Origin of the sequence: Thalassospira indica (assembly GCF_003403095.1) — a bacterium.
GTDB classification, from domain to species: domain Bacteria; phylum Pseudomonadota; class Alphaproteobacteria; order Rhodospirillales; family Thalassospiraceae; genus Thalassospira; species Thalassospira indica.
Genome location: NZ_CP031555.1, coordinates 2,090,528 through 2,114,530, shown reverse-complemented (window position 1 = coordinate 2,114,530; position 24,003 = coordinate 2,090,528). Strand labels below are relative to the sequence as shown.

The 24,003-nt window shown below is 55.7% G+C and carries 23 protein-coding genes and 1 other RNA gene; 12 read left to right on the top strand and 12 right to left on the bottom strand.

Annotated elements, in window-relative coordinates:
• Positions 1 to 10: 10 nt before the first annotated feature.
• From DY252_RS09995 to DY252_RS09960, 8 genes are all read right to left on the bottom strand, one after another.
• Positions 11 to 949, bottom strand: coding sequence for an energy transducer TonB (locus tag DY252_RS09995; protein ID WP_064790166.1), 939 nt, complete (start codon positions 947 to 949; stop codon positions 11 to 13).
• Between the two features lie 7 nt (positions 950 to 956).
• Positions 957 to 1,412, bottom strand: coding sequence for a protein TolR (gene tolR / locus DY252_RS09990; protein ID WP_064790164.1), 456 nt, complete (start codon positions 1,410 to 1,412; stop codon positions 957 to 959).
• Positions 1,413 to 1,414: 2 nt separating this feature from the next.
• On the bottom strand, positions 1,415 to 2,146 hold the full coding sequence (gene tolQ / locus DY252_RS09985; protein ID WP_064790162.1) for a protein TolQ: 732 nt from the start codon (positions 2,144 to 2,146) through the stop codon (positions 1,415 to 1,417).
• A 7-nt stretch (positions 2,147 to 2,153) separates the two neighbouring features.
• On the bottom strand, positions 2,154 to 2,615 hold the full coding sequence (locus DY252_RS09980) for a YbgC/FadM family acyl-CoA thioesterase (protein ID WP_064790160.1): 462 nt from the start codon (positions 2,613 to 2,615) through the stop codon (positions 2,154 to 2,156).
• On the bottom strand, positions 2,615 to 3,676 hold the full coding sequence (gene ruvB / locus DY252_RS09975) for a Holliday junction branch migration DNA helicase RuvB (RefSeq protein ID WP_064790158.1): 1,062 nt from the start codon (positions 3,674 to 3,676) through the stop codon (positions 2,615 to 2,617). Before ruvB ends, DY252_RS09980 begins: the two co-directional genes overlap by 1 nt.
• Positions 3,673 to 4,377, bottom strand: coding sequence for a Holliday junction branch migration protein RuvA (gene ruvA / locus DY252_RS09970; protein ID WP_064790156.1), 705 nt, complete (start codon positions 4,375 to 4,377; stop codon positions 3,673 to 3,675). Before ruvA ends, ruvB begins: the two co-directional genes overlap by 4 nt.
• Positions 4,374 to 4,904, bottom strand: a complete 531-nt coding sequence (ruvC, locus tag DY252_RS09965) for a crossover junction endodeoxyribonuclease RuvC (protein ID WP_064790154.1) — start codon at positions 4,902 to 4,904, stop codon at positions 4,374 to 4,376. Before ruvC ends, ruvA begins: the two co-directional genes overlap by 4 nt.
• Positions 4,905 to 4,985: 81 nt before the next feature.
• On the bottom strand, positions 4,986 to 5,732 hold the full coding sequence (locus tag DY252_RS09960; protein WP_064790152.1) for a YebC/PmpR family DNA-binding transcriptional regulator: 747 nt from the start codon (positions 5,730 to 5,732) through the stop codon (positions 4,986 to 4,988).
• A 509-nt stretch (positions 5,733 to 6,241) separates the two neighbouring features.
• Here DY252_RS09960 and DY252_RS09955 point away from each other — a divergent pair.
• Complete coding sequence (locus DY252_RS09955) at positions 6,242 to 8,416, top strand: HAMP domain-containing methyl-accepting chemotaxis protein (protein ID WP_064790150.1); 2,175 nt, start codon at positions 6,242 to 6,244, stop codon at positions 8,414 to 8,416.
• Positions 8,417 to 8,790: 374 nt separating this feature from the next.
• Entirely contained in the window at positions 8,791 to 11,028 is a 2,238-nt protein-coding gene (locus DY252_RS09950; protein WP_064790147.1) for a methyl-accepting chemotaxis protein, read from the top strand.
• 81 nt (positions 11,029 to 11,109) lie between these two features.
• Here DY252_RS09950 and DY252_RS09945 read toward each other — a convergent pair whose 3' ends face one another.
• The 4 genes from DY252_RS09945 to DY252_RS09930 all read right to left on the bottom strand — a co-directional run bounded on the left by DY252_RS09945 (position 11,110) and on the right by DY252_RS09930 (position 12,954).
• Positions 11,110 to 11,925: a TIGR00282 family metallophosphoesterase gene (locus tag DY252_RS09945; RefSeq protein ID WP_064790145.1), complete on the bottom strand. Its 816-nt coding sequence runs from the start codon at positions 11,923 to 11,925 to the stop codon at positions 11,110 to 11,112.
• 112 nt (positions 11,926 to 12,037) lie between these two features.
• A non-coding RNA gene (gene ssrS, locus DY252_RS09940) (6S RNA) lies at positions 12,038 to 12,198 on the bottom strand.
• A gap of 144 nt (positions 12,199 to 12,342) precedes the next feature.
• Positions 12,343 to 12,684, bottom strand: a complete 342-nt coding sequence (locus tag DY252_RS09935; RefSeq protein ID WP_064790143.1) for a cell division protein ZapA — start codon at positions 12,682 to 12,684, stop codon at positions 12,343 to 12,345.
• 3 nt (positions 12,685 to 12,687) lie between these two features.
• A complete protein-coding gene (locus DY252_RS09930; RefSeq protein WP_063087178.1) occupies positions 12,688 to 12,954 on the bottom strand; it encodes a hypothetical protein in 267 nt (88 codons plus the stop codon).
• A gap of 410 nt (positions 12,955 to 13,364) precedes the next feature.
• On the opposite strand from DY252_RS09930, the gene tkt reads away from it, so the two are divergent.
• The 10 genes from tkt (at position 13,365) to DY252_RS09880 (ending at position 23,917) form a co-directional block, all read left to right on the top strand.
• Positions 13,365 to 15,347 (top strand): transketolase, encoded by a 1,983-nt coding sequence (gene tkt, locus DY252_RS09925; RefSeq protein ID WP_064790141.1) that lies wholly within the window; start codon positions 13,365 to 13,367, stop codon positions 15,345 to 15,347.
• Between the two features lie 113 nt (positions 15,348 to 15,460).
• Entirely contained in the window at positions 15,461 to 16,468 is a 1,008-nt protein-coding gene (gap, locus tag DY252_RS09920; protein ID WP_063087176.1) for a type I glyceraldehyde-3-phosphate dehydrogenase, read from the top strand.
• A gap of 113 nt (positions 16,469 to 16,581) precedes the next feature.
• The gene (locus tag DY252_RS09915; protein WP_064790139.1) at positions 16,582 to 17,304 is read left to right on the top strand and encodes a polyamine aminopropyltransferase; all 723 of its coding nucleotides are present in this window, start codon (positions 16,582 to 16,584) and stop codon (positions 17,302 to 17,304) included.
• Positions 17,305 to 17,315: 11 nt separating this feature from the next.
• Positions 17,316 to 17,765, top strand: coding sequence for a hypothetical protein (locus DY252_RS09910; RefSeq protein ID WP_129542709.1), 450 nt, complete (start codon positions 17,316 to 17,318; stop codon positions 17,763 to 17,765).
• 63 nt (positions 17,766 to 17,828) lie between these two features.
• Positions 17,829 to 18,470 (top strand): thiamine phosphate synthase, encoded by a 642-nt coding sequence (gene thiE, locus DY252_RS09905; RefSeq protein ID WP_064790135.1) that lies wholly within the window; start codon positions 17,829 to 17,831, stop codon positions 18,468 to 18,470.
• 166 nt (positions 18,471 to 18,636) lie between these two features.
• Complete coding sequence (gene efp / locus DY252_RS09900) at positions 18,637 to 19,203, top strand: elongation factor P (protein ID WP_008891362.1); 567 nt, start codon at positions 18,637 to 18,639, stop codon at positions 19,201 to 19,203.
• A 54-nt stretch (positions 19,204 to 19,257) separates the two neighbouring features.
• Positions 19,258 to 20,067 carry an inositol monophosphatase family protein gene (locus DY252_RS09895; RefSeq protein WP_197482600.1) on the top strand — a complete coding sequence of 270 codons (810 nt, stop codon included), beginning with the start codon at positions 19,258 to 19,260 and terminating at the stop codon, positions 20,065 to 20,067.
• 267 nt (positions 20,068 to 20,334) lie between these two features.
• On the top strand, positions 20,335 to 21,552 hold the full coding sequence (locus tag DY252_RS09890) for an OmpA family protein (RefSeq protein WP_064790133.1): 1,218 nt from the start codon (positions 20,335 to 20,337) through the stop codon (positions 21,550 to 21,552).
• 12 nt (positions 21,553 to 21,564) lie between these two features.
• A complete protein-coding gene (locus tag DY252_RS09885) occupies positions 21,565 to 22,749 on the top strand; it encodes a hypothetical protein (protein WP_008891359.1) in 1,185 nt (394 codons plus the stop codon).
• A gap of 4 nt (positions 22,750 to 22,753) precedes the next feature.
• Positions 22,754 to 23,917 (top strand): peptidoglycan -binding protein, encoded by a 1,164-nt coding sequence (locus tag DY252_RS09880; RefSeq protein ID WP_008891358.1) that lies wholly within the window; start codon positions 22,754 to 22,756, stop codon positions 23,915 to 23,917.
• Positions 23,918 to 24,003: the final 86 nt, after the last annotated feature.

Below are 24,003 nucleotides of genomic sequence, written 5' to 3'. Positions count from 1 at the left end.
AAGTTGCTTGTTAAAGGCCCAACATTTCACGCATGTCAAAATTGAACGTGAATGTGCGCCACATTTCGTATTTATCCAGCGGCAGTTTTAGAGGACTGCATTGCGGATTTAGCACTGCTCGCAGGGCGCTTTCCGCAATTGTACGGCGCGAAGTATCGCCCTGGATTTCGTTTAGGTTGCTGATCCGTGCCTGACGGACCGTACCATCCGGGTTTGCGCTGACATGAATTTCAACTGCAAAGTTGCCGGCTTCCTTGGCCCCGGCTGGCGGACTCCAGCATTTTTCGATCTGACGTTTGACCGCATCAAGCTCGCTCATGGTCAGGTTCGCATCAAGCCGGGTTGCCACAACCTCGCTGGCATTTTCCTGCGGGGCTTCTTCTTGCTGCGGCTCTGGCGTTGCCTGAGCCGTTTCCTTCAGTTTGCTGACATCCTTTAGAACGCTCATAAGATCGCGCTTTTTCGGCTCTTCCTTTTTCGGTTCCGGCTTTTTGACCGGTTCCGGTTTGGGCGGTGTCGGCTTGGATGCCGGTTTTACGGCAGCAAGTTCAGTCGGCTGCGGCTCTGGCTGCTTTGTGACGTCCGGGGTCGGAAGCGGCTCTGGCTTGGGTGCTGGTTCCGGCTTCGGCTGCGGTTTGGGTTCCGGTACCGGCTCCGGTTTCGGTTCGGGTTTTGGTTCCGGTTTGGGCTGCGGCTTGGGCTCGGGCTTTGGTTCCGGTTTGGGCTCAGGCTTTGGCTCTGGCTTCGGAGCCGGTTTTGGTTCCTCTTTCGGCTCGGGCTTGGGCAGCGCCTTGGTCGGGGCAGCAGAAAATTCATCCACCGTCACGACCTCCACCGAAATGGACTGCAAATCCAGCGGTGTCTCATCAAACAAATCAGGCAAGCCCAGCCACGCCACGATAAACAATGCAGCATGCAGACCAAGCGATATGAGAGCGTAGCGCAGCATAATTCGATTACGAACCCTTTGCCGGCAATTCGGCGATCAGGGCGACTTTGCTAAAGCCGGCGTCCTTGATCAAACCCATGACTTGCATCACGCGGCCATAATCAATCGCCTTGTCACCACGCACAAAAATGCGGGTGTCTGCCTTGTTCTCGGTGATGGCTGTAAGCTTTTCGGTCAGGGTGTCCTGCGCGATTTCGCTATCCATGATGTAGATCGTGCCTTCTGCCGAGACCGACACCACCAGCGGTTCGTCCTGACCTGTCATCGGGGCTGCGCTGGTTTCTGGCAGATCGACCTCGACACCGACCGTCATCAACGGCGCTGCAACCATGAAGATCACAAGCAGCACCAGCATAACGTCAACCATCGGGGTGACGTTGATATCGCTCATCGCGGCACGACGGTTACCCCGGCGACTGCGTCGGCCTCCTCCGCCGGATCGGGATGCGAGTTGTATACCCATGATCAGTCTCTCGTGTCGTCAAGTTGGCGCGAAAGGATCGAGGAAAACTCGTCCACAAAGGCTTCAAGGCGGTTGCTGTAACGGTTCAGGTCGCTGGAAATCTTGTTATAGGCAACAACTGCCGGAATGGCGGCAACAAGGCCCATAGCGGTTGCAAAAAGCGCCTCGGCAATACCCGGCGCGACAACCGCAAGCGAGGTGTTCTTGGATGCTGCAATCGACTGGAACGAAACCATGATGCCCCAGACCGTCCCGAACAGGCCAACGAACGGTGCCGTCGAACCAACGGAGGCCAGGAAGGTCATGTAACGTTCAACCCGGTCCATTTCTCGACCCAGGGTGATTTCCATGGATTTTTCGAGGCGCTGCTGAAGGCGGGCCCGCATGGTATCGCCACGCACCCCCTTGGCATTCGCACGACGCCATTCCCGCATGGCCGATACAAAGATCGCCGACATCGGATCGCGCGGTTGATCGGCGATCCGGTCATACAGGTCTTCAAGTGATCCGCCTGACCAGAAGGCTTCCTCGAAGGTATTGGCTTGGGCACGCAATTTGCGCAACCGCAGGACCTTTTCGATGACAATCGCCCATACCCAGACAGAAGCCAGCAAAAGCCCGATCATCACCGTTTTGACGACCAGCCCAGCCTGCATGAAAAGTCCCCACAGAGACATATCATGCGCCATGACCGACTGCCCCAGCGTTACCGCGTCGACCACTTGATTTTCCATATTCCCGTCAGTCCTTGTTCACATCGAGATATCGATTAAATACTGTTCTCAATTCTTCCGGCAGGCGCTGTGCCCTCAGCCCTTCCAACGACATGCAGGCGAGATAAATCTCGATCACCACAAGTTCCTCGCCGCCCCGCTTGATCTTTTGCTCGAAACCAAGCGATGCGCCCCCAAGCTTGATGACCCTGCTTTCGACCGTCAGACGATCTTCCAACTGTGCCGCACGTTTAAAATCGACCGTACAGTGTCGAACGGCTATGGCAACTTTGTGGCGTTCTGCAACATTTCGATTGGTAAAGCCCAACAGGTTAAGCATCGCTGAACGCGCCCGTTCGGCGAAGGCAAGATAATTGGCGTGATAAACGATCCCGCCTGCATCTGTATCTTCGTAATAAACGATCAAAGGAAAGATATGCCGCGTGCCTTCGAGGCGGCCCAGAAGCGTGTCATAATCTGATTGCGGCATCAGGAATTTTCCCCGGACTGACCATCAAACAGATCGGAAAGTGGCATGCCGCCCGCTTCGCGTGGCGGTGTCAGACCAAGATGCTTGAAGCCCTTCACGCCCAGCATGCGCCCACGCGGGGTGCGCTGTATCAGGCCCTGTTGCAGCAAATAGGGCTCGATCACGTCTTCGATGGTGTCACGTTCTTCGGAAAGGGCTGCGGCCAGCGTATCAACACCGACCGGACCACCGCCATAGTTGCTGGCTATACAGTTAAGGTAGCGACGGTCCTGACTATCAAGACCAAGGTTATCGACCTCAAGCCGGGTCAGCGCCGCATCAGCAATGAATTTATCAACCGGTGACTTTTCCGCGACAGCCGCGAAATCACGTACACGACGCAACAAACGCCCGGCAATACGCGGGGTGCCACGCGACCGACGGGCGATTTCCATTGCCCCTTCTTCGGTCATGTCAAAATTCAAAAGCCGTGCACCGCGCGCAACGATACTGACCAGTTCTTCGGGTTCATAGAAACGCAGCCGCAGCGGAATGCCGAAACGATCCCGCAATGGTGTGGTCAAAAGGCCCGAACGGGTCGTCGCCCCGACAAGCGTAAAGGGCGGCAGATCAATCCGCACAGAACGCGCAGCCGGCCCCTCACCGATGATCAGATCAAGCTGGAAGTCTTCCATCGCAGGATAGAGGATTTCTTCTACCGCCGGGTTCAGGCGATGGATTTCATCAATGAACAGCACGTCACGCGGCTGCAGGTTGGTAAGAAGTGCTGCAAGATCACCCGCCTTGGCAATCACAGGCCCGGATGTCGCGCGAAAGCCGACACCAAGTTCACTGGCAACGATTTGCGAAAGCGTCGTTTTACCAAGCCCCGGCGGACCAAAGAACAGAACATGGTCCATGGCCTCTTGGCGGGCACTGGCGGCCCTGATGAAGACATCAAGGTTTTCACGCACTTCTTTCTGACCGGTGAAATCATCCAGCCGACGCGGACGCAGCGATCCGTCCTGATGGTCTTCTTCGCGACGCTCGCCACTGAGCAGACGGTCTTCTTCTTCGCTCACGCGCTAAGCTCCTTTAGTCCCAGACGAATCAGGGTATCTATCGATTTGTCGTCACCTGCCTGCTGTGCGGCCTTGCCAACCGCGCCAAATGCTTCGGAGCGGCCATAGCCAAGATTGACCAAGGCCGAAACTGCGTCTGCCAGGACGGCACTGTCATCAAAGACAGCTTCGCTGGGCGCTGCATTGGCGCTGACATCTGCTCCGGCTTTGGCGGATTTCTTGGATTTGGCACCGGGTTTGGGGTCGCCGCCAGCCGGGGCACCCGGGGCTGCAGGGGCTGCGACCGGGCCAAGATTAAGCTTGGCGGCCTTGTCTTTGAGTTCGCCGACGATGCGGGTTGCGACCTTGGGCCCAATCCCAGGCGCGCGGCAGAGTGCCGTGGTATCCTGTGACGCCAGCGCACGCAGAAGATCGGTCGGGCTCAGCACCGACAGCAACGCCAGGGCGACTTTTGCCCCAACCCCCTGAACGGTGGTGAGCAAGGCAAACCATTGCTTTTCGGCATTATCGGCAAAGCCATAAAGGTGGATGTGATCTTCTCGCACGTGAGTTTCGATCATCAGGCCCGCATCCCCGCCCTTTGGCGGCAGCATCGAAAGAGTACGGCGCGACGCGAACACCAGATAACCGACACCATTGACATCAAGAATGACACTGTCTTCGCCGATGAAATCCACAATTCCGCGCAGTTTGGCGATCACCTGTATTTTCTCCCGTTTCGTGTTGGATACGCAGCCATCGTGCTGGCGAGCGATCGGTTTCCGGCATGTTGCGCATGGCAGATGGCAACCGCAAGGGCGTCTGCGGCGTCCGGCCCGGCAATGTCACATCCCGGCAGCAGGGTCGAAACCATCATTTCGACCTGCTGTTTGGCAGCATGACCTGCGCCAACAACAGTCTTTTTGACGGCATTGGGTGTATATTCCGTTACCGGAATGCCATTGCGTGCAGGGGCAAGCAGCGCAACACCGCGCGCCTGCCCCAGCTTCAAGGTCGAAACAGGGTTCTTGTTGACGAAGGTTTCTTCAACTGCGGCCTCGTCAGGCGTCCAGATCCTGATCACATCAATCAGGCCGGTATGAAGTTGATCAAGACGCTCGGCCAGGGTCAATGACTGGGTGGAAGTCACGACCCCGTTGGCGATATGACGCATTCGGTTGTTTTCAAGATCAATGATCCCCCAACCGGTACGCTGCAGACCGGGATCAATCCCGAGCACTCTGACCACTACATCCCCCAAACAAAACCGGGTTCCAGATACAAAACACCCGCCATTCAAAAGCGAAAGGCGGGTGTTGGCAAATAATAATTAGTTATCGAGGCCAGCGACGATTTCGTCGGTCCAGTTAACGTTGGTCCAGACATTCTGGACGTCATCGTTATCTTCAAGAACATCAACAAGCTTCATGATGCTCTGAGCCTGCTCGACCGAAATATCGGCTTCGGTGGTGGCACGGAACACCATCTTTGCGCTTTCCGGATCACCGAATTTTTCGGTCAGGGCTTCGCGCACGGCGTTAAGGTCTTCGATCTCGGTATCGATGACGTGGTTTTGATCATCGGATTCCACGTTGGCGGCACCGGCTTCGAGGGCGGCTTCAAAGATTTCCTCTGCGCCGGCCTTGTCTGCTGGGTAGACGATTTCGCCCAAGCGGTTGAACATAAAGCCTACCGAACCGGTTTCACCCAGGTTGCCGCCATGCTTGGTAAAGGCTGCGCGGACTTCGGATGCGGTGCGGTTGCGGTTATCGGTCAGTGCTTCAACAATCACGGCAACACCAGCAGTGCCGTAGCCCTCGTAACGGACTTCCTCATAGTTGTCGCCCTCGCCAGCACCGGTCGCCTTTTTGATCGCGCGATCGATATTGTCCTTGGGCATGTTCTGCGCACGGGCAGCAGAGATCGCGGCGCGCAGACGCGGGTTGCTGTCGATATCTTCGCTGATTTTTGCAGCAACCGTGATCTCGCGGGCGAGCTTGGTGAAGATCTTGGCGCGCTTTTTATCCTGCGCACCTTTGCGATGCATGATGTTCTTAAATTGGGAATGGCCGGCCATAACCTGTAACCTGTCGTCATTGAACTCATATTGGAACGGTATCGGGCGATACCATGCCGGTCATACGGGTGTTCCCTGAGAGACCAGCCCGTTCGGGCATGAAGAGCATGCGCATCCGCAGGCGCGACACACGCGAACGAAAATTTCGAACGCTCCTATATCCTGTTTACCAGGCAAGGTCCAGCCATGCGTGGTTGGCGGGCAGAACATCGCGAAAAATGGCGACCGTTTTAAACTTTTACTGGCATACGCCACGCCCCTATCCCGGAATAGTCCTGTCCTATACGTGGATAGATGTTGCAGACACGTTGATATTCTTTCATTAATAATCCGATAGTAGAGATTAAACTAAAGAAGTACACGCCACGTGGTCCAATTCATGGGGCCAACTCAGGGGGTCCAAGCTGGCGCTACCCATACAGGATGCCATTTTATCCTGTGGCGTCAGAAACACCCTGCAGGGACACAGAAGCCATGCGGGGACAGCCAGGAAACAAAGGTTAGATAGAATGGGAACTAAATTCGGGGTTCAAAGCAAACTGTTGATATCGTTTGCGGTTGTCGGATTGATGGCGGTTATCTCCGCTATTGTCGGCGCAGTATCCTTCAATCAGTTTGGCAGCGCGCTGAGGACGATTACGGAAGAAAAGCTTCCGCCGATTGCAGCAGCGCAAGCGCTGGCGACCGGTAGCGCAGAAATCGTCGCCATTGCCCCGCGTATCGTCGCAGCAGCCAATCCGGAAGAAGAAACCGCCATCAATGACGAACTGGCGGTGCGCCTTGAAGAGCTTGGTGCTCTGATCAGTGAAATCGAGTCAACCGGCTTCATGCCCGCTGTCATCGCAAGCATCAATGACAATCGCACACTGCTTGAGGACAATCTCAAACAGTTGCATGATGTCACCCAGGAACGCTTCCAGATCAGTGATGAAAAGGCCGGAAAGCTTGAAGAGTTCCAGAACCTCTCCAAGCGGTACGGTGATACCCTCAAGCCGGTTTTGTCCTACACCCAGAATGACATTGCGCAAGGAAACGAATATGTCTCCTCCTTTGCTGATGATCCCTCGAAAAAATACAGCGCGGACAAGGACGAAATTCTTTCAACCTTCCAGAAATTCGCATCCGCAATCGATACACGCACCCCGATTCTCGAGCTTGAACGCCTGGGATCAGCGGCATCGAACATGATTATTGCCAGCACCACCGAGACACAGGCTGTACGCCTGTCAATCATCCCGGTGCGTATTCGCGGCACATATACCGACGCACTCAGCCAACTTGATCAGCTTGAAAATGACCGCCTCAAGGCATTTTATGTCGATCTGATCGACAAGATGCAGAAGCTTTCGGTTGGTGATGGCAGCCTGCCGGATCTGCGCAAACGTGAACTTGAGGCGACGGAAAAAAGCCAGGCACTTGTTGTTCAGAGTGGTGAATATGCCGACGCGATGCGTAACAGCGTCGCCGAACTGGTCGCCGGTCTGAATGCCGAGGTAGACCAGGCTGCGGCAGAGGCGTCAGTGGTTGAAAAGCAGAGCCTGACCGCACTGACTGTTGTTGCTGCCATTGGTGTTGTGATTTCGCTTCTGATTTATGTTCTCTATGTCCGTGGCAACGTTTTGCGTCGCCTTGGTCTTTTGCAGAAAACCATGGTTCAGCTTGCTGATGGCAACCTTGAGGTCGCAGTTCCGGCAAAAGGCAATGATGAAATCAGTGCCATGGGCCGTGCTGTTGAGGTGTTCAAGAAAAACGCTCTCAAAGTTCAGGAGATGCAGGCCGAGGAAGAACGGCTTAATCATGAACGCAACGAAGCGCTGCGTGATGAATTGCTGTCGCTTGCAGACACCTTGCAGAACGAAGTTGAAAGCGCCGTCAACGAGATCGCAGCCCTTGGTGATCAGCTGCAGGGTGTTTCCGGGCAGATGACGTCAAGCGCGGAGCTGGTTTCGGGTCAGACCGAAGAAGTTGCAAGCTCTGCACAGGAAGCGACCGGCAATGTTGAAACCGTTGCCGCCGCAACCGAACAGCTGTCGGCATCGAATGCGGAAATCAACCGTCAGATGGCAGAATCGACCCGCATTTCGAACGAGGCATCCAACCGTGCGCAGGAAACCAACGAACTGGTTGTCAGTCTGTCGCAGTCGGCAGATCGCATTGGTGAAGTGATCGCGCTGATCACTGATATTGCCGAGCAGACCAACCTTCTGGCCCTCAACGCCACCATCGAGGCGGCGCGTGCAGGTGACGCCGGCAAAGGCTTTGCCGTTGTTGCGGCCGAGGTCAAAAACCTTGCCAACCAGACGGAAAAAGCCACCGAGGAAATTTCTGGCCAGATTTCGGGCATTCAGAAAGCCACCGGTGAGTCCGTCAATGCCATCGGCGATATCGGCCGTATCATTGAAAACATCAATGAGATCGCGACCACCATTTCGGCTGCGGTCGAGGAACAGGGTGCCGCCACCGACGAGATCACGCGCAACGTGCGCGGGGCTGCGGATCGCACGCGTTCTGTATCGGCCTCGATCAACGAGGTTGCCAATGAAACCAGTAAGACAGGCGAACTGTCCAGTCAGGTTCTGGCAACTGCACAGGATGCATCGCAGAAGGTCGAAAACCTGCGTTCGCGGATCAACGGTATTCTGGATGATCTGCGCAAACAGGCACATGATCGCGCAGCGTCCTGATCACAGGCAAAACTTGATGACAAAAGGCCCGCCATTGGCGGGCCTTTTTGTTTGACGGCAACACTGAAAAACATCGCCTTGCGGGCTGAAAAAGCACAGGCGTCGCAAAACTACTTGCTGGCCTGCGCATGAAATCTATACGGCCTCGCAGAATTGGCCGAAAATTCATGATCTCCCTGAGATTACTGTGCTACATTGGACAACAATAATAATAGTTCGAGCCCCAATTTTTTTCCCGAGATCCTTTCAGGGTCGGATATCGGGTATTCCCCAATGTGGCTTGGCAGGGAACAGACGTTCAGACGACGTACATGCATGCGTCGGCACCAGATGTGGCGACGCATGTCTCTTTGGTCTACGGGGTAGGTTTAATTATGGGTTTAAGTTTCAAGCGCGGCGCAAAGCCGTCATCGTCAAAAAAGAAGAACACAACAAAGACGAACAAAGCAGGGCTTGGCGTACGTGAAAAGCTGGCTGGTGCCTTCTTTCTTGTCGGTCTGATTGCAATCTTGGCTGCGGCTGTATCGGTCTTCTCTTTTACCAAATTCGGCAACCAGCTTGACACGATTGCCTACGAGCAACTTCCGCCAATGTTTGCTGCCCAGCAGCTTGCAACAACCAGTGCGAAAATTGTGGCCTCCGCACCACGCATTATCGCGGCATCCACCGTTGAAGAAGAACAGGCGGTCAAGGCTGACCTTGATGTGATGCTTGCAAACTTGCAGGAAAATCTTGCGGTGCTGAGCCAGTCCGGACTTCCGGAAGAAACGCTGTCGGTGATCGAAACCAATGGCCAAAGCCTTGCTGAGTCGCTTCAGGAACTTCATGACACGACGATTGAACGTTTCGAGGTCGCAGGCCAACTTTCGGATTCCCTTGCCAAGTTCCAGCAACTGACCGGCAAATACAACTCGATGATCCAGCCGATCCTGTCGGCATCCCAAACCAAAGTCACCGAAGTTACCAGCCAGGTTCATGACCTGCGTCAGGCCGGCGCTTTCTTGACCGAGGAACAGGAAGCCTCAACCAAGGGACTTCTGTTCAAACTTGATGAATTGATGGCAGCCCAAGCCCCTATTCTGCAGCTTGCGAATAGTGGTGCTGAAATCAGCAACACCGTTCTGTCCGCCGCGTCATCAGACGATCGCATGCAGCTTCGCATCATGGGCGTTCAGGTTCGTGGGGCGGTTGGTGTCGTTGCCAATACCATTGGCGAACTTGAGAACGAGAAGCTCAAGAAATTCTATGAAGGCCTGCTTGGCGATATCAAAAAGCTGTCGATGGGCCGCAAAAGCATTTCATCCCTGCGCAGCGAAGAACTTAAGCTGGCTGACGACCAGATCGACATCGTTGAAGACAGCGCCGAATTTGCCGCCGCGATGGAAGATGGTGTGAACGCGCTTGTCGCCGATCTTCAATCCGGCGTCGACAAATCAGCTGATACCGCAAGCACCCTGACCCAGCAAAGCTCGCTGGTGATGTACGGCGTTGGTGCCGCGGCGATCATTATCCCGCTTCTGATCTATCTGGTTTATGTGCGTGGCAACCTGTTGCGTCGTCTTGCCGGTCTTCAGAAATCGATGATTTCGCTGGCCGATGGCGATCTTGACGCGGCCGTTCCATCAGGTGGCAGTGACGAGATTTCTGCCATGGGCCGGGCAGTTGATGTGTTCAAGGCAAACGCAATCAAGGTCCGCGACATGCAGGCCGAGGAAGAGCGCCTGAACCGTGAACGCAACGAGGCACTGCGCGATGAATTGCTGTCACTTGCCGATACCCTTCAGGGTGAGGTCGAAAGTGCGGTAACTGAAATTGCCACCCTTGCCGAACAGCTTCAGGGCGTATCAGGTCAGATGACCGACAGTGCCGAACTGGTGTCAGGTCAGAGTGACGAGGTTTCGAAATCGGCCGATGAAGCCACCGGCAATGTCGAAACCGTTGCCTCGGCGACCGAGCAGCTTTCAAGTTCGAACGCGGAGATTAACCGTCAGATGGCGGAAACGACGCGTATTTCGAACGAAGCCGCGCAACGCGCGCAACACACCAACGAACTGGTCAACAGCCTGTCGCAGTCGGCAAGCCGCATTGGCGAGGTGATCGCGCTGATCACCGACATTGCCGAGCAGACCAACCTCCTGGCCCTGAACGCCACCATCGAGGCCGCGCGTGCCGGGGATGCGGGCAAGGGCTTTGCGGTGGTGGCGGCAGAGGTCAAGAACCTCGCCAACCAGACCGAAAAAGCGACCGAGGAAATCTCGGGTCAGATTTCCGGCATTCAGAAAGCGACCGGTGAGTCTGTCACCGCCATTGGTGAAATCGGCTCGATCATTGATAGCCTCAATGAAATTGCCACGACGATTTCGGCCGCAGTCGAGCAGCAAGGGGCCGCAACGGACGAAATCACGCGCAACGTGCGTGGGGCGGCGGACCGTACCCGTGCAGTTTCCGCATCGATTGCCGAGGTTGCCAACGAAACCGGTCGCACCGGCCGGTTGTCTGGCGAAGTACTGAACACGTCGCGTTCAGCATCCGAGAAAGTCAGTGAACTGCGCACGCGCATTACTGTCATCCTTGATGATCTGCGTCAGCAGGCACGTGACCGCGCGGCGTAATTTGCAACCAACATCTGAAACGACAAAGGCCCGTCATCTGGCGGGCCTTTTTCTTTGATCGTTTGACTGTTGCCCTGGGCGTCAGGCGCTGGGCCAGCTGCCTTTCAGGCGGCCACCGATACGCACCGCTTCAATCCGCTTTGCCAGCCCGGTCTTGTCATCGGTTTCAACATAGACGCCACACACCGTTGCCGGACCTTCTGCCGGTTCGAACCGGCCGGCCGGCATCTTGGTGATGAATTTGCGAACCGAGTTTTCTTTTTTCATGCCAATGACGGAATCAAAATCGCCGCACATGCCAACGTCGGTCTGATAGCCGGTGCCATTTGGCAGGATCTGGGCATCGGCCGTCGGCACGTGAGTGTGGGTTCCCAGTACAAGCGACGCACGCCCATCGCAATGATGGCCAAACGCCATTTTTTCCGACGTGGTTTCGGCGTGGAAATCGACAATAACGGCATCGACATTCTTGCCAAGCTTATGCTTGTTAAACAGCTTGTCCGCGCCTTGGAACGGGCAGGACAACGGATCCATGAACAGACGGCCCATCATGTTAATCACGCAGACCTTCTTGCCCGACTTGGTCTTGAAGACATAATCGCCGTTGCCCGGCGTTCCATCGGGGAAGTTCCAGGGACGCAGCAGTTTTTCATCTTCGTCGATATAGGCCATGATTTCGCGCTGATCCCAGACATGATTGCCCGTGGTCAGGACATCGGCACCGGCGTCATAGAATTCCTTGCAGATTTTTGCCGTGACGCCAAAGCCGTGCGCTGCGTTTTCGACATTCACCACCGCGATATCAACCGACAACCGATCACGTAGCATCGGGAGCGCTTCAAGCGCTGCCTTGCGACCGGACTGCCCCAGAACGTCGCCAAGATGAAGTAAACGCATTGTGCTTCCTGTATTGCGTCAGCCAGCAGGCAGACATGTTTCGTTTAATGCACCCTGCCCCGGGACGCATGACCGGCATCACGAAATGGAAAAGGGATTTTTAGCAGAATAAGCGGGAGCCACCACTGCCGTTGGCCATTTGGTAATTCCTCGTGACCTGCGAGTGCAGGTGGGCGCCGTATAACGAGACCACGGCCTCGACAGGGACAGCTCCCTAGAGAAATGAGCATCGGCCCCGGGAATTAGCGAACCTGACGAACAGGGCAGCTCCCTTGTGCTGGGTTCTTGATCGCCGCGAACGACGCATCGCAAACTGTCAGCGACCGGAACTTAGTCCTCGACCAGCTGAATTTCAAGTAGATTGCATGAATTCAGCCCGTGATCAGACCAGCCATGCAGCAGAAAACAGTCGCCTGATCAGCCTTTGCCAAGACGATCGGCAAGCACCTCGACCCTTTCGGCCATGCTTTCGATATTTTCTGCCAGTGCGTCACCTTCGGCGGCGGACAGGCTGCCGACCTCTGCAACCGCTGAGCTTTGGCCGGTATTGAGTTTTTCCTGTGCCATGCTCAGCTCGTCGGCAATCAGAAGACTTGTCATGACCAGCAGACGCTGTTCACCGATCTGGCCCACCGCATCGGAGATTTCCTTGACCCGCTCGTCGACATAGCTGGCAAGCGCGTGAATGCGTTCTTCCTGGCCGTCGTCACATGCGATGTCGTAGCTGCGACCGTTAATACGAATGGAAACCTGTGCCATGAATTATGCCTGTTTCTTTGCGGGTTCTTCATCAAGGACGAGTTTGAGCTGATCAACAGCGCCATCAAGGCGGTTTGAAACCGTTTCGGTGGTGCGGCAAAGCCGATCATAATCTTCGCGCAGTGCCGAAAGTTGCCCGCGCAGGGTTTCGACCTCTGCCGTGTCAGCGTCTGTAGCCTGGCTTTTGGCTTCGATTGCCGACTCCGCAGCCGTTTCCAGACGTTCCAATGCTGCTTTCAGCCGATCACTTGCCTGTTGCAACCGCGACATAACCCTACCCGAATGTTTGCTGTTTACCCAAAGAACGCAGACATTGATTGTCTGCGGCGACTCATCGAAAACCGATCTGACCTGTCGAAGATGTCATGATCATGGCTGATTTGACATCACAGATTCCGATCAACAACCGTTTTGCCCCGGCGAAGTCAAACCGCGTCAACGATGCCCGATCCCCTGCCCCTGTTCAAAACATAGAACTGGCGCGCTAAACTGGTCAACAGTACGGCCAATCTGCGATGGCGAAGGACGGCGTGGTTAATCTGAATCAAGATAACATGGCAGATTTTCGATAGAAGCGGTTGACGTATGCCCCCTGTAAGGGCATCTTCCGCGCGAATTCCGTTAATAAATGGAAAAGTGTTTTCATCGCCCGACCGCGAAACCCCCAGGAACCGCATCACATGACGACGCAAGTAGAACACAACCGCATGGCCAATGCCATCCGCTTCCTCTCGGCAGACGCTGTTGAGAAGGCCAAATCCGGTCACCCGGGCATGCCGATGGGCATGGCAGACGTTGCGACTGTTCTTTATACCAAATTCTTGAAATTCGATCCGAAGCACCCGAACTGGCCGGACCGCGACCGTTTCATCCTGTCCGCAGGTCACGGTTCGATGCTTCTTTATTCGCTTCTGCACCTGACCGGGTACGAAGACTTCGATCTTGATCAGATCAAGAATTTCCGTCAGATGGGCTACCGCACCGCGGGCCACCCGGAATACGGCCACGGCGAAGGCATTGAAACCACCACCGGCCCGCTGGGTCAGGGTATTGCGACCTCGGTCGGTTTCGCCCTTGGCGAGCGCATCATGAATGCCCGTTTCGGTGACAGCGTTGTTGACCACTACACCTATGTGATTGCCGGCGACGGTTGCCTGATGGAAGGTATTTCCCAGGAAGCCATTTCGATGGCCGGTCACATGAAACTGTCGAAACTCATCGTTCTGTTCGATGACAACGGCATTTCGATTGATGGCCCGACCTCGCTTTCGACATCGGAAGACCACAAGAAGCGCTTTGAAGCTGCTGGCTGGGACGTTCAGCAGATCGACGGCCACGATCCGGCCGCGATCGAAGCCGCGATTGCCAAAGCCAAAACCACCAACACGCCGTCGATGATTGCCTGCAAAACCGAAATCGGTTTTGGCGCACCGACCAAGGGTGGCACCTCGGCAACGCATGGCTCCCCGCTTGGTGCCGAAGAACTTGCTGGTGCACGCAAGAAACTCGGCTGGGATTCCGAGCCGTTTGAAATCCCGGCAGATGTCCGTGACGCATGGCTTTCTGCGGGCGCACGCGGTGCCGAGGACTTCAATGCCTGGGGTTCGCGTTTCGAAGGTCTGGAAGCAGCCCTGAAAGACGAGTTCGAGCGCCGCATCGAAGGCAAGCTTCCGGAAAACTGGATCGAAGCCTTCAACGACTACAAAAAACAGATCACCGAAGACAAGCCGAAGGTCGCAACCCGTAAGGCGTCCGAGAATGTTCTCGAAGTGCTGACCAAGGCGATCCCGGAAATGATCGGCGGCTCTGCCGACCTGACCGGGTCGAACAACACCAAGACCAGTGTTCAGGCACCGATCACCGCCGATGGCGGTTATGAAGGTGGTTATATCTATTACGGCATCCGTGAGCACGGCATGGCAGCCGCCATGAACGGTCTGGCACTGCATGGTGGCGTTCTGCCTTATGGCGGTACCTTCCTGGTGTTCACCGACTATTGCCGCCCGGCGATCCGTCTTTCGGCGCTGATGAACCAGCGCGTTGTTTACGTCATGACCCATGATTCCATCGGTCTTGGCGAAGATGGCCCGACCCACCAGCCGGTCGAACATGTTGCGTCGCTTCGCGCCATGCCGAACGTCACCGTGATCCGCCCGGCCGATGCGGTTGAAACCGCCGAAGCATGGGCAATGTCGATCACCAACGAAACCGGCCCGACCATTCTGGCACTGACCCGTCAGAACCTGCCGGTTCTGCGCACCGAATACCGTGAAGACAACCTTGTCGCACGCGGCGGTTATGTGATTTCCGATTGCGATGGCGACCGTCAGGTCACCCTGATCGCGACCGGTTCGGAAGTCGAGATCGCGATGGACGCGCAGGCGAAACTCAAAGCAGACGGCATCAAGGCCGCTGTTGTTTCACTGCCGAGCTGGGAACTGTTTGACGCCCAGTCGCCGGAATACCGCAAGGACGTTCTGGGCAGCGCACCGCGCGTTGCCATCGAAGCGCTTTCGGTGTTTGGCTGGGAAAAATATGTTGGCGATAACGGCAAGGTTATCGGCATGCACGGCTTTGGTGCCTCGGCACCGGCACCGGTCCTTTACGAGCATTTCGGCATCACCGCCGACGCGCTGGTCAAAGCGGCCAAGGAACTGGTTTAATTTACAGGGCCGGATCGGTAACATGCCGATCCGGCCTTTTTTCTATGGGTTCTTTACCCTAAGCCGTGATTGATACTCCCCAGGTACCAATCATTATAATTTTGGAGGGATGAATGGCTATTCGCGTAGCGATTAATGGTTTTGGCCGTATCGGCCGTCTGGTTCTGCGTTCTATCGTTGAAAGCGGCCGCACCGACGTTGAAGTTGTTGCCATCAACGACCTGGGTGACGTCAACACCAACGCACATCTTCTGAAATATGATTCCGTTCATGGCGTTCTGGCCAATGACGTCAAAGCCGAAGGCGAAAACCTCGTCATCGACGGCAAGACGATCAAGGTTTGCTCCGAACGTGACCCGGCGAACCTGCCGTGGGCCGACCTCAAAGTTGACATCGCGTTTGAGTGCACCGGTATCTTCCTTGACGAAGCTGGTGCTGGCAAACACCTGACCGCAGGTGCCAAGCGCGTCCTGATTTCCGCCCCGGCAAAGGGCGACATCAAGACCGTTGTTTACGGTGTTAACTCCGACACCCTGACCGCTGATGACGTGATTGTTTCAAACGCATCCTGCACCACCAACTGCCTTGCACCGGTTGCAGATGTTCTGAACAAAACCGTTGGCATCACCAAGGGCTTCATGACCACTGTTCACGCCTTCACCGGCGACCAGAACACCGTGGACAGCCTGCATAAAGACCTGCGTCGTGCACGTGCGGCATCGCTTTCGATGATCCCGACCTCGACCGGTGCTGCAAAGGCTGTTGGCCTTGTTCTTCCGGAACTTAAAGGCAAGCTCGACGGTACCGCGATCCGCGTTCCGACCCCGAACGTCTCCATGGTTGACCTGACCTTCGTTGCTGGTCGTGACACCACGGTTGACGAAGTCAACGCGGCGATCAAAGAAGCAGCAAACGGCCCGCTCAAAGGCGTTCTTGGCGTTTGCGAAGCACCGCTGGTTTCGGTTGACTTCAACCACAACCCGAACAGCTCGACCTTTGATGCGACCCAGACCCAGGTCATGGACGGCAACTTCGTTCGTATCCTGTCCTGGTATGACAACGAGTGGGGCTTCTCCAACCGTATGAGCGACACCGCTGTCGCCATGGCGAAGTTCCTCTAAGCGTCGCTTAGGTTCAGATTTACGAAGTGCCCGAAGTTCTGCTTCGGGCACTTTTCTTTTGTCCGATGATCGGTCACTCTTGGCACAAGCCATCCAGCAGACAGGAGAAGGCCGTGAGCCATTTATTCAAGGAACTTGATTACCGCCCGACACCGATGGGGGTGCTGAGTCTGCGTCGCCGACGTGAGCTGAGCCTTGATATCGATGTCTACGAGATCAAGCTTGATGAAGAATATCTGATGTCGAGCCTGTTTACCGATGCCGAGATCGCGCTGGCCGACCTTGGTCTGGCGGAGCTTGATCGCGCCAACCTTGATGTCGTGGTCGGCGGGCTTGGCCTTGGTTATACCGCAAAGGCTGCGCTCGATAATCCCAAGACTAGCAAGCTGACCGTGCTTGATACCCTGCCCGAGGTCATCGAATGGCATCAACAAGGGTTGCTGCCGCTGGGCGAACAGCTTTCAAATGATGCGCGCTGTGCGCTGGTGCATGGCGATTTCTTTGGCGTGTCGCTTTCCGAGACACCGGGGATGAACCCGGATGCGCCCGAGAAACGGCATGACGCCATCCTTTTGGATGTTGATCATTCGCCGGGCAATGTCCTGCATGAAGACCACAAGCGCCTTTACACCAAGGATGGTCTGGCAAAGCTCGCGGCCCATCTTGTGCCGGGCGGGATTTTTGCCCTGTGGTCGACCGAGATGCCCGAACCGTGGTTTGAAGAAAACCTCGGGTCCGCGTTCGAGACGATCCGGGCTGATGTCATTAAATTCAAACACCCGCTGATTGACCGTGAAGATATCAACACGGTCTATGTCGCGCGCACCAAAGCATAAGAACAACGCAAATGAGTCCCCTGCCCGATCCTGTCATTCGCATTCATGGTATAACCGGCGCCAGATCAGCCTGCCGGGTGATGGGGGATCGCGCCTTTGGGTTGCTGTCGGCGGAACATGCCGCACAAACGCACGGGGCACAGTGGTTTGCCGATCTGGTCAAGCTGGTGCGTGAAGAATTCCCGGCATGTGATTTCACAGCGATCCTTGATTGTCGTGGACGGGTTTCTGGCGCGTTGGCCGCAATTGAGCTGGGCATGGACGCGGTAATCGTCGAGCCCACATCAGATAACCGGATTGAAAAACTGGCGGATATAGCGCGTCAGGCCAATTGCAGCGTCATCACCGATTTACCGGCGACTGATACAATTTATCAGATGGCAGATGATCTGCTACCCGATCACGAGTTGGATAGGCGATTGCGCGCCCATATCGATGGCCTTAGGTCGCAGATGCCCTAGGCAATTGCCAAAACCGGCGTCAAAGGTTACATAACACGCAGGAAATCATCAGGAATTATCATCGTGAATTCAGACGAACTTGCCGGTCTTTATCTTCTGACCCCGCCGAAAATCGACCTTGCACCCTTTGGCGAGAAGCTGAAATCTGTGCTGGACACCGGTGCGGTTGATTGCCTGCAATTGCGCCTGAAGGATGTCAGCGATGACGAAATCCGCAAGGCGATTGATACCATCCTTCCGATGTGTGCGGATCGTGACATTCCGCTGATCCTCAATGACCGTCCTGACATTGCCAAGAAATCGGGCTGTGACGGTGTGCATGTCGGCGAAGAAGACGCAAGTTACGACGAAGCACGCGCCATCATGGGCGAAGAACATATCGTTGGTGTGTCGTGCTATGACAGCCGCCATAAGGCGATGATCGTTGGAGACAAAGGGGCCGATTACGTCGCATTCGGCGCGTTCTATCCGACCGAAACCAAAGAAGCCAAAACCAGCGTCACCCCGGAAATCCTTGAAATCTGGACGACCTTTACCACGGTGCCCTGTGTGGCGATTGGTGGCATCACGGCTGATAATGTTGCGCCGCTTGTTCTGGCAGGTGCCGACTTCATTGCCGTTACCGGCGGTGTCTGGAACCATCCGGACGGGCCAGAGGCCGGTGCAAAGGCCATCAAGGCGGCGATTGCAGCAACCGAGATCTGATTCCGTTCATTGGTCCAGCCATGCGCGAATGATGGGGTGTTATGCGCGCAAACCCGGATCAATCTGCTTGCAGCAAAACAGCCAAACTGGTAGGTAGAGCGCCTGAAATGGGGCGCTTGCCCCTTATTGCATTGTGAATCTGTGATCTGAAAGAACGGTTTGTGCCATGAAAATCAACGGCAACGAAATCCGTCCGGGTAACCTTATCGAACATAAAGGTGCCCTGTGGCGTGCAGTAAAATGCCAGGCTGTGAAGCCGGGTAAAGGCGGTGCTTTTAACCAGGTTGAACTCAAAGACATTCGTACCGGCACCAAGCTGAACGAGCGTTTCCGCGCTTCGGAAACCGTCGAAAAGGTTCGTCTTGAGCAGAAAGAGTACACCTATCTGTTCGCCGATGGTGACATGATCACCTTCATGGACAGCGAAACCTATGAACAGATCACAGTAAATGCCGACCTTGTCGGTGAAGCGGCTGTCTATCTTCAGGATGGTATGGTTGTGACCATCGAATCCTTCGAAGGTGAGCCGCTTGGTGTGACCCTTCCCGAGCATGTCGTCTTCCAGATTGTCGAAGCCGACGCGGTTGTCAAAGGTCAGACCCAGTCTTCTTCTTTCAAACCGGCTGTTCTTGAGAACGGTGTTCGTGTGATGGTGCCCCCGCATATTGAATCGGGTACGCGCATTGTCGTGAACACTGTTGAAGGCACCTATATCGAGCGTGCCAAGGACTAAGGGCGAAACCCGCCCTCTGGTTTTCATTTTAATTCAAACACCGGGAGATATGCCGTGCGAGGCGCCGCCCGTCGTTCTGCGAACATCAATGTGATGTACAAGGCTGTCGAAAAGGCAGCCTACGGACTGAAACGCGACTTCGGTGAAGTCGAGAACCTTCAGGTTTCGATGAAAGGCCCGGCAGATTTCGTATCTGCGGCTGATCACCGTGCCGAAAAACGCCTGCGTGAAGAGCTTGAGCGTTCCCGCCCCGGTTATGGCTTCCTTATGGAAGAAGGTGGCGAGATCAAGGGCACCGATCCTGAACACCGCTGGATCATTGATCCGCTTGATGGCACCACCAACTTTCTGCATGGCATCCCGCATTTTGCGATTTCGGTTGCCCTGCAGAAGGGTGACGAAATCATTGCCGGCATGATCTATGACGTCGCCAAGGACGAATGCTTCTGGGCGGAAAAGGGCGTTGGTGCGTTTCTTGATAACCGCCGCCTGCGCGTTTCGGGCCGTCGTCGTCTGAACGAATGCGTTCTGGCATGCGGTGTTCCGCATCTTGGTCATGGTGATCACGCGGTATTTGAAAAGCAGCTGCACTCGGTCATGGATCGTTGTGCCGGCGTGCGTCGTATGGGGGCCGCGGCCCTTGATATGGCCTATGTCGCGGCCGGTCGTTATGACGGTTATTGGGAATCCCACCTTAATGCGTGGGATATTGCAGCCGGGATTATCCTGATCTCCGAAGCTGGCGGTTATATCCGCGATGACAAAGGCGGCACCAACATGCTTGGTACCGGCAGCGTCGTTGCAGCCAATGACTATATCCAGCCGGTGCTGGCCAAAACGCTTAAAAAGGCAATCGCGGGCTAACACCCGGCTTTTGTTACTGTTTTTTGAAAGGGGCGCTTCGCAATTTGCCGAAGCGCCCCTTTTGCGTTTTCGGTCAAAGCGGTTGTCCATCATCTGTCTCTAAGCTATGGTGCTTGGGACTGTGCGGTCTGATTGCGGGCCCACGGACACCAAGGGGGGGCATTCGGAAAGTTTTGCGGGTGCCTAATGATCGACACAAAACTGTGTGAAATAGAACAACGTTACCAAACGATTTCAAACACAGGGTATTAAGGGGCCTGCGATTTGATGATGGGGTATTCCAAGATTTCGGTGCTTGCGATGACGGCTGCACTGGGCACAACCGTGTTCTTTGCGTCAAACGCATCGGCGCAACAATACTCCCCCGTTTCGAATGACAGCAGCGTTCAGGTAAACTGGGACGTTGCAGATGGCTATGGAGGGCAGCCGACCGTTCCGCAATATCTGTCTCCCACCGTTTCACGCGATCATATCGTCATGCCGGGCGCTGATCTGATTTTCCCGGAAACCCGACCGAAATCGACATTCCTCGCCGCTGAACAATTTGCCAGTGCTACCGGCAACGCTGGCTATGACGGCGGGTTTGAAACCGTTGTCATCGACGGATCAAGTGGCGGCGGCAATGCCTTCCCGACCCAATCAGAATTTTATGGCGTTCCTGGCGTCGTCCCAAATGCAAACCAGCGTGTCGCGGACATGGACGATGGCGCAAACCAGACCATTGCGCTGACCCAGCCGGAACCGACCGCCGCACCGCGCAGCAAACCGGTTGCACCACCTGTGACTGAAAGCAGCGCATCGAACGCACCGACGCCGCTGACCAAGCCTACTCCGGCACCGGAGCCTGCGCCGACTGTCGCACCGGCGGCACCGGAACCAACCCCGGCGGCCCCGACCACTTCCCCGGCGACCGAGACGGCAGAAGTATCTGATGCCCCTGTGGCACCGCCCGCCCCGGTCGAGCAAAACAACGCAGCACCCGCACCGGCAGCACCGAAAGTCGCACCGATTTCCGACACACCTGCGCCCCCGGCAGCCCCTGCACCAGACACCACCCAGCCTGCGACCGAGATGGCAGAACCGGCCCCCGCGCCGACTGTGCCACCGGCACCGGCTGAAGAAGCATCCATCCCGCCAGAAACCTCTGCACCGGCTGCAATGCCGGCCACCGGTGGCGATGAATACAGCCTTGGCTTTGCCGCTGACAGCTTCGAGCTGAGTGCGGCCGCCAAAAGCCAGCTCGACAGCGTGATCGCAACGATGGGGCAGGATGAAGATCTTCGAATTCAGTTGCAGGCCTATGCGCAGGGTGACGGGGCGAATGCCTCCAAGGCGCGCCGTCTGTCGCTGTCACGCGCGCTTCAGGTGCGTTCCTATCTGATTGACAGGGGTGTGCGCTCCACGCGCATTGATGTTCGTGCCCTAGGTGCGAATGTTCCGTCCGGCCCCGCAGATCGCGTCGATATCAAAACCGTTCAACGCTAGGATTAATCCGCTATGAGCAGCAATTCGGCCAGTGGCACGGGATCCCTCCCGCCTATTACCAAACCCGGTAGTTATCTGACACGCATGGCAATCTTTGTTGCCATCATCGCCGGGGTTGGCGCCCTGCTGTTCCCGGCACTGTCTGATGCCTTTATGGCCAATGCTGTTCTCAATGGCCTGATCCTTGGCGTGTTTGTTGTAGGTGTCATTTACACCTTCCGCATGGCCGCAAGCCTGTCACCCGAAGTGACATGGATCGAGGATTTTCGTCGCTCCCGCCCTGGTCTGACGTCGCAGGTGCCACCGAAACTTCTGGCCCCGATGGCCAGCATGATGGCCGAACAGCGCCGCGATCGCCCGCAGCTTTCGACCACCTCGACCCGGACCATCCTTGACTCGATCCGCTCCCGCCTCGATGAAAGCCGCGAATTGTCGCGCTATGTCGTTGGCCTTTTGGTGTTCCTGGGTCTGCTCGGTACCTTCTGGGGCCTGCTTCAGACCGTGAACTCGGTCGCTGGGGTGATCAGCAACGTCAATGTCGGCAGCGGGTCCAACATGGACCTTTGGTTCTCTGAACTCAAAGACGGCCTGTCCGAACCGTTAAGCGGCATGGGCACGGCGTTTTCGTCCTCGCTGTTTGGTCTTGCAGGATCCCTTGCCCTTGGCCTTCTCGACATGCAGGCCGGTCAGGCGCAGAATCGGTTCTTCAACGATCTTGAAGAATGGCTTTCAAGCTTTACCCGCCTTGGTTCGGGTGGCGGCATTTCCGATGGTGAACAGTCTGTTCCGGCCTATCTTTCGGCCCTGATCGAACAGATGGCCGATAATATGGAAGGGTTGCAAAACTCTATCCAGCGGTCGGAAAGTTCACAGATCAAATCGCACAACACGCTGATTGATCTGGCGGATAAGCTATCGACCCTGACCGATCAGATGAAGGCGGAACAGCAATTGATGGTCAAGCTGGCGGAAAACCAGATGCACCTCAAACCGGTTCTCGATCAGTTGGCAGATTCGATGAAAATGGGCAGCTTCGGGATTGATGATAATACCCGCGCCCACATTCGTTCGCTTGATAATACGCTTGGCCGTATTGGCGAAGAACTGACCATGGGCCGCCAGCAATCCACACAGGAAATCAGAAGCGAGATCAAGCTCCTCGCCCGTACCATCGCCGCCATCGCCGAGGAGGGCTGATCGAATGATCGGGCTTTCGCGCCGTCGTAACCGCGATGTAAATACCTGGCCGGGCTTTGTTGATGCGCTTGCCACACTTTTGATGGTGATCATCTTTCTTCTGATGATCTTTGTCATTGCACAGGTGTATCTGGGTGCAGCCCTTTCCGGGCGTGACGAGGCGCTAAGCGATCTGACCGCCCAGGTTAACGAGCTGACCAACTTGCTGTCGCTTGAGCGTGGCAACAATCAGCGTATGGAACTCGAACTCACCCAGTTAACAACCGAGCTTTCCAATACCGCTGATCAGCGTGATGATCTGCGTGCACGCGCTGCCACCCTTGCCGATCAGTTGGCGGCGGCTGAACTTTCAACTGACGAAATCGAACAGAAACTTTTGGCCGCCCTGGCATCGCTTGAAGACAAGGAAGCCGAACTGACCGAGCTTCGCGAAACCACGGGTGAAAAGATCACCGATCAGGAAACCCGCATTGACGAGCTTTCGGCCCTTCTGGCATCGCGCGCAGCCGAGTTGGAAGAACAAAAGAACCTGAGTGACGAAGCCAAGGCACAGGTCGCGGCGCTTAATCAGCAGATGTTGGCCCTGCGCCAACAACTCGCACGGATCGAAGCAGCCCTTGAAACGTCCGAACGCGAGAACGAGGAAAAGGACGCCCAGATCGTCAATCTTGGCAATCGCCTGAATGCGGCCCTTGCCACCAAGGTTGCCGAGTTGCAGCGATATCGTTCTGAATTCTTTGGCCGCCTGCGTGAAGTGTTGGGTGATCGTCAGGATATCCGCGTGGTGGGTGACCGCTTTGTCTTCCAGTCCGAAGTGCTGTTTGGATCGGGTGAGGCAGAGCTTGGCGAAGAAGGCAAGGATCAGTTGGCCAAACTGGGCGAAACGCTGACCACGATTGCCGCCGACATTCCCGATGACATCGACTGGGTGATGCGCGTTGATGGCCATACCGACAAGGTGCCGATCCGAAACCTTCAGTTCGCCTCGAACTGGGAGCTTTCGGCTGCACGTGCGATTTCAGTGGTGAAGTTCCTGATCGATCAGGGCGTCCCACCGAACCGTCTGGTTGCCGCAGGTTTTGGCGAGTATCAGCCGCTTGATAACCGCGATGATGAAATCGCCTATCGCCGCAACCGCCGCATCGAGTTCAAGATTACCGAGCGGTAAGTTAAGGCACCACAATATAGCGTTTAACGGCACCCTTTAGGGGTGCCGTTTTCATTTGGGGCATTGAAATCCAAGAAAAATGGAAC

Excerpts from the sequence above, each read along its gene's own strand:
- DY252_RS09995 (WP_064790166.1), bottom strand. The coding sequence starts at position 949 with ATGCTGCGCTACGCTCTCATATCGCTTGGTCTGCATGCTGCATTGTTT.
- tolR (WP_064790164.1), bottom strand. The coding sequence starts at position 1,412 with ATGGGTATACAACTCGCATCCCGATCCGGCGGAGGAGGCCGACGCAGT.
- tolQ (WP_064790162.1), bottom strand. The coding sequence starts at position 2,146 with ATGGAAAATCAAGTGGTCGACGCGGTAACGCTGGGGCAGTCGGTCATG.
- DY252_RS09980 (WP_064790160.1), bottom strand. The coding sequence starts at position 2,615 with ATGCCGCAATCAGATTATGACACGCTTCTGGGCCGCCTCGAAGGCACG.
- DY252_RS09960 (WP_064790152.1), bottom strand. The coding sequence starts at position 5,732 with ATGGCCGGCCATTCCCAATTTAAGAACATCATGCATCGCAAAGGTGCG.
- DY252_RS09955 (WP_064790150.1), top strand. The coding sequence starts at position 6,242 with ATGGGAACTAAATTCGGGGTTCAAAGCAAACTGTTGATATCGTTTGCG.
- DY252_RS09950 (WP_064790147.1), top strand. The coding sequence starts at position 8,791 with ATGGGTTTAAGTTTCAAGCGCGGCGCAAAGCCGTCATCGTCAAAAAAG.
- DY252_RS09945 (WP_064790145.1), bottom strand. The coding sequence starts at position 11,925 with ATGCGTTTACTTCATCTTGGCGACGTTCTGGGGCAGTCCGGTCGCAAG.
- DY252_RS09935 (WP_064790143.1), bottom strand. The coding sequence starts at position 12,684 with ATGGCACAGGTTTCCATTCGTATTAACGGTCGCAGCTACGACATCGCA.
- DY252_RS09930 (WP_063087178.1), bottom strand. The coding sequence starts at position 12,954 with ATGTCGCGGTTGCAACAGGCAAGTGATCGGCTGAAAGCAGCATTGGAA.
- tkt (WP_064790141.1), top strand. The coding sequence starts at position 13,365 with ATGACGACGCAAGTAGAACACAACCGCATGGCCAATGCCATCCGCTTC.
- gap (WP_063087176.1), top strand. The coding sequence starts at position 15,461 with ATGGCTATTCGCGTAGCGATTAATGGTTTTGGCCGTATCGGCCGTCTG.
- DY252_RS09910 (WP_129542709.1), top strand. The coding sequence starts at position 17,316 with ATGAGTCCCCTGCCCGATCCTGTCATTCGCATTCATGGTATAACCGGC.
- efp (WP_008891362.1), top strand. The coding sequence starts at position 18,637 with ATGAAAATCAACGGCAACGAAATCCGTCCGGGTAACCTTATCGAACAT.
- DY252_RS09890 (WP_064790133.1), top strand. The coding sequence starts at position 20,335 with ATGATGGGGTATTCCAAGATTTCGGTGCTTGCGATGACGGCTGCACTG.
- DY252_RS09885 (WP_008891359.1), top strand. The coding sequence starts at position 21,565 with ATGAGCAGCAATTCGGCCAGTGGCACGGGATCCCTCCCGCCTATTACC.
- DY252_RS09880 (WP_008891358.1), top strand. The coding sequence starts at position 22,754 with ATGATCGGGCTTTCGCGCCGTCGTAACCGCGATGTAAATACCTGGCCG.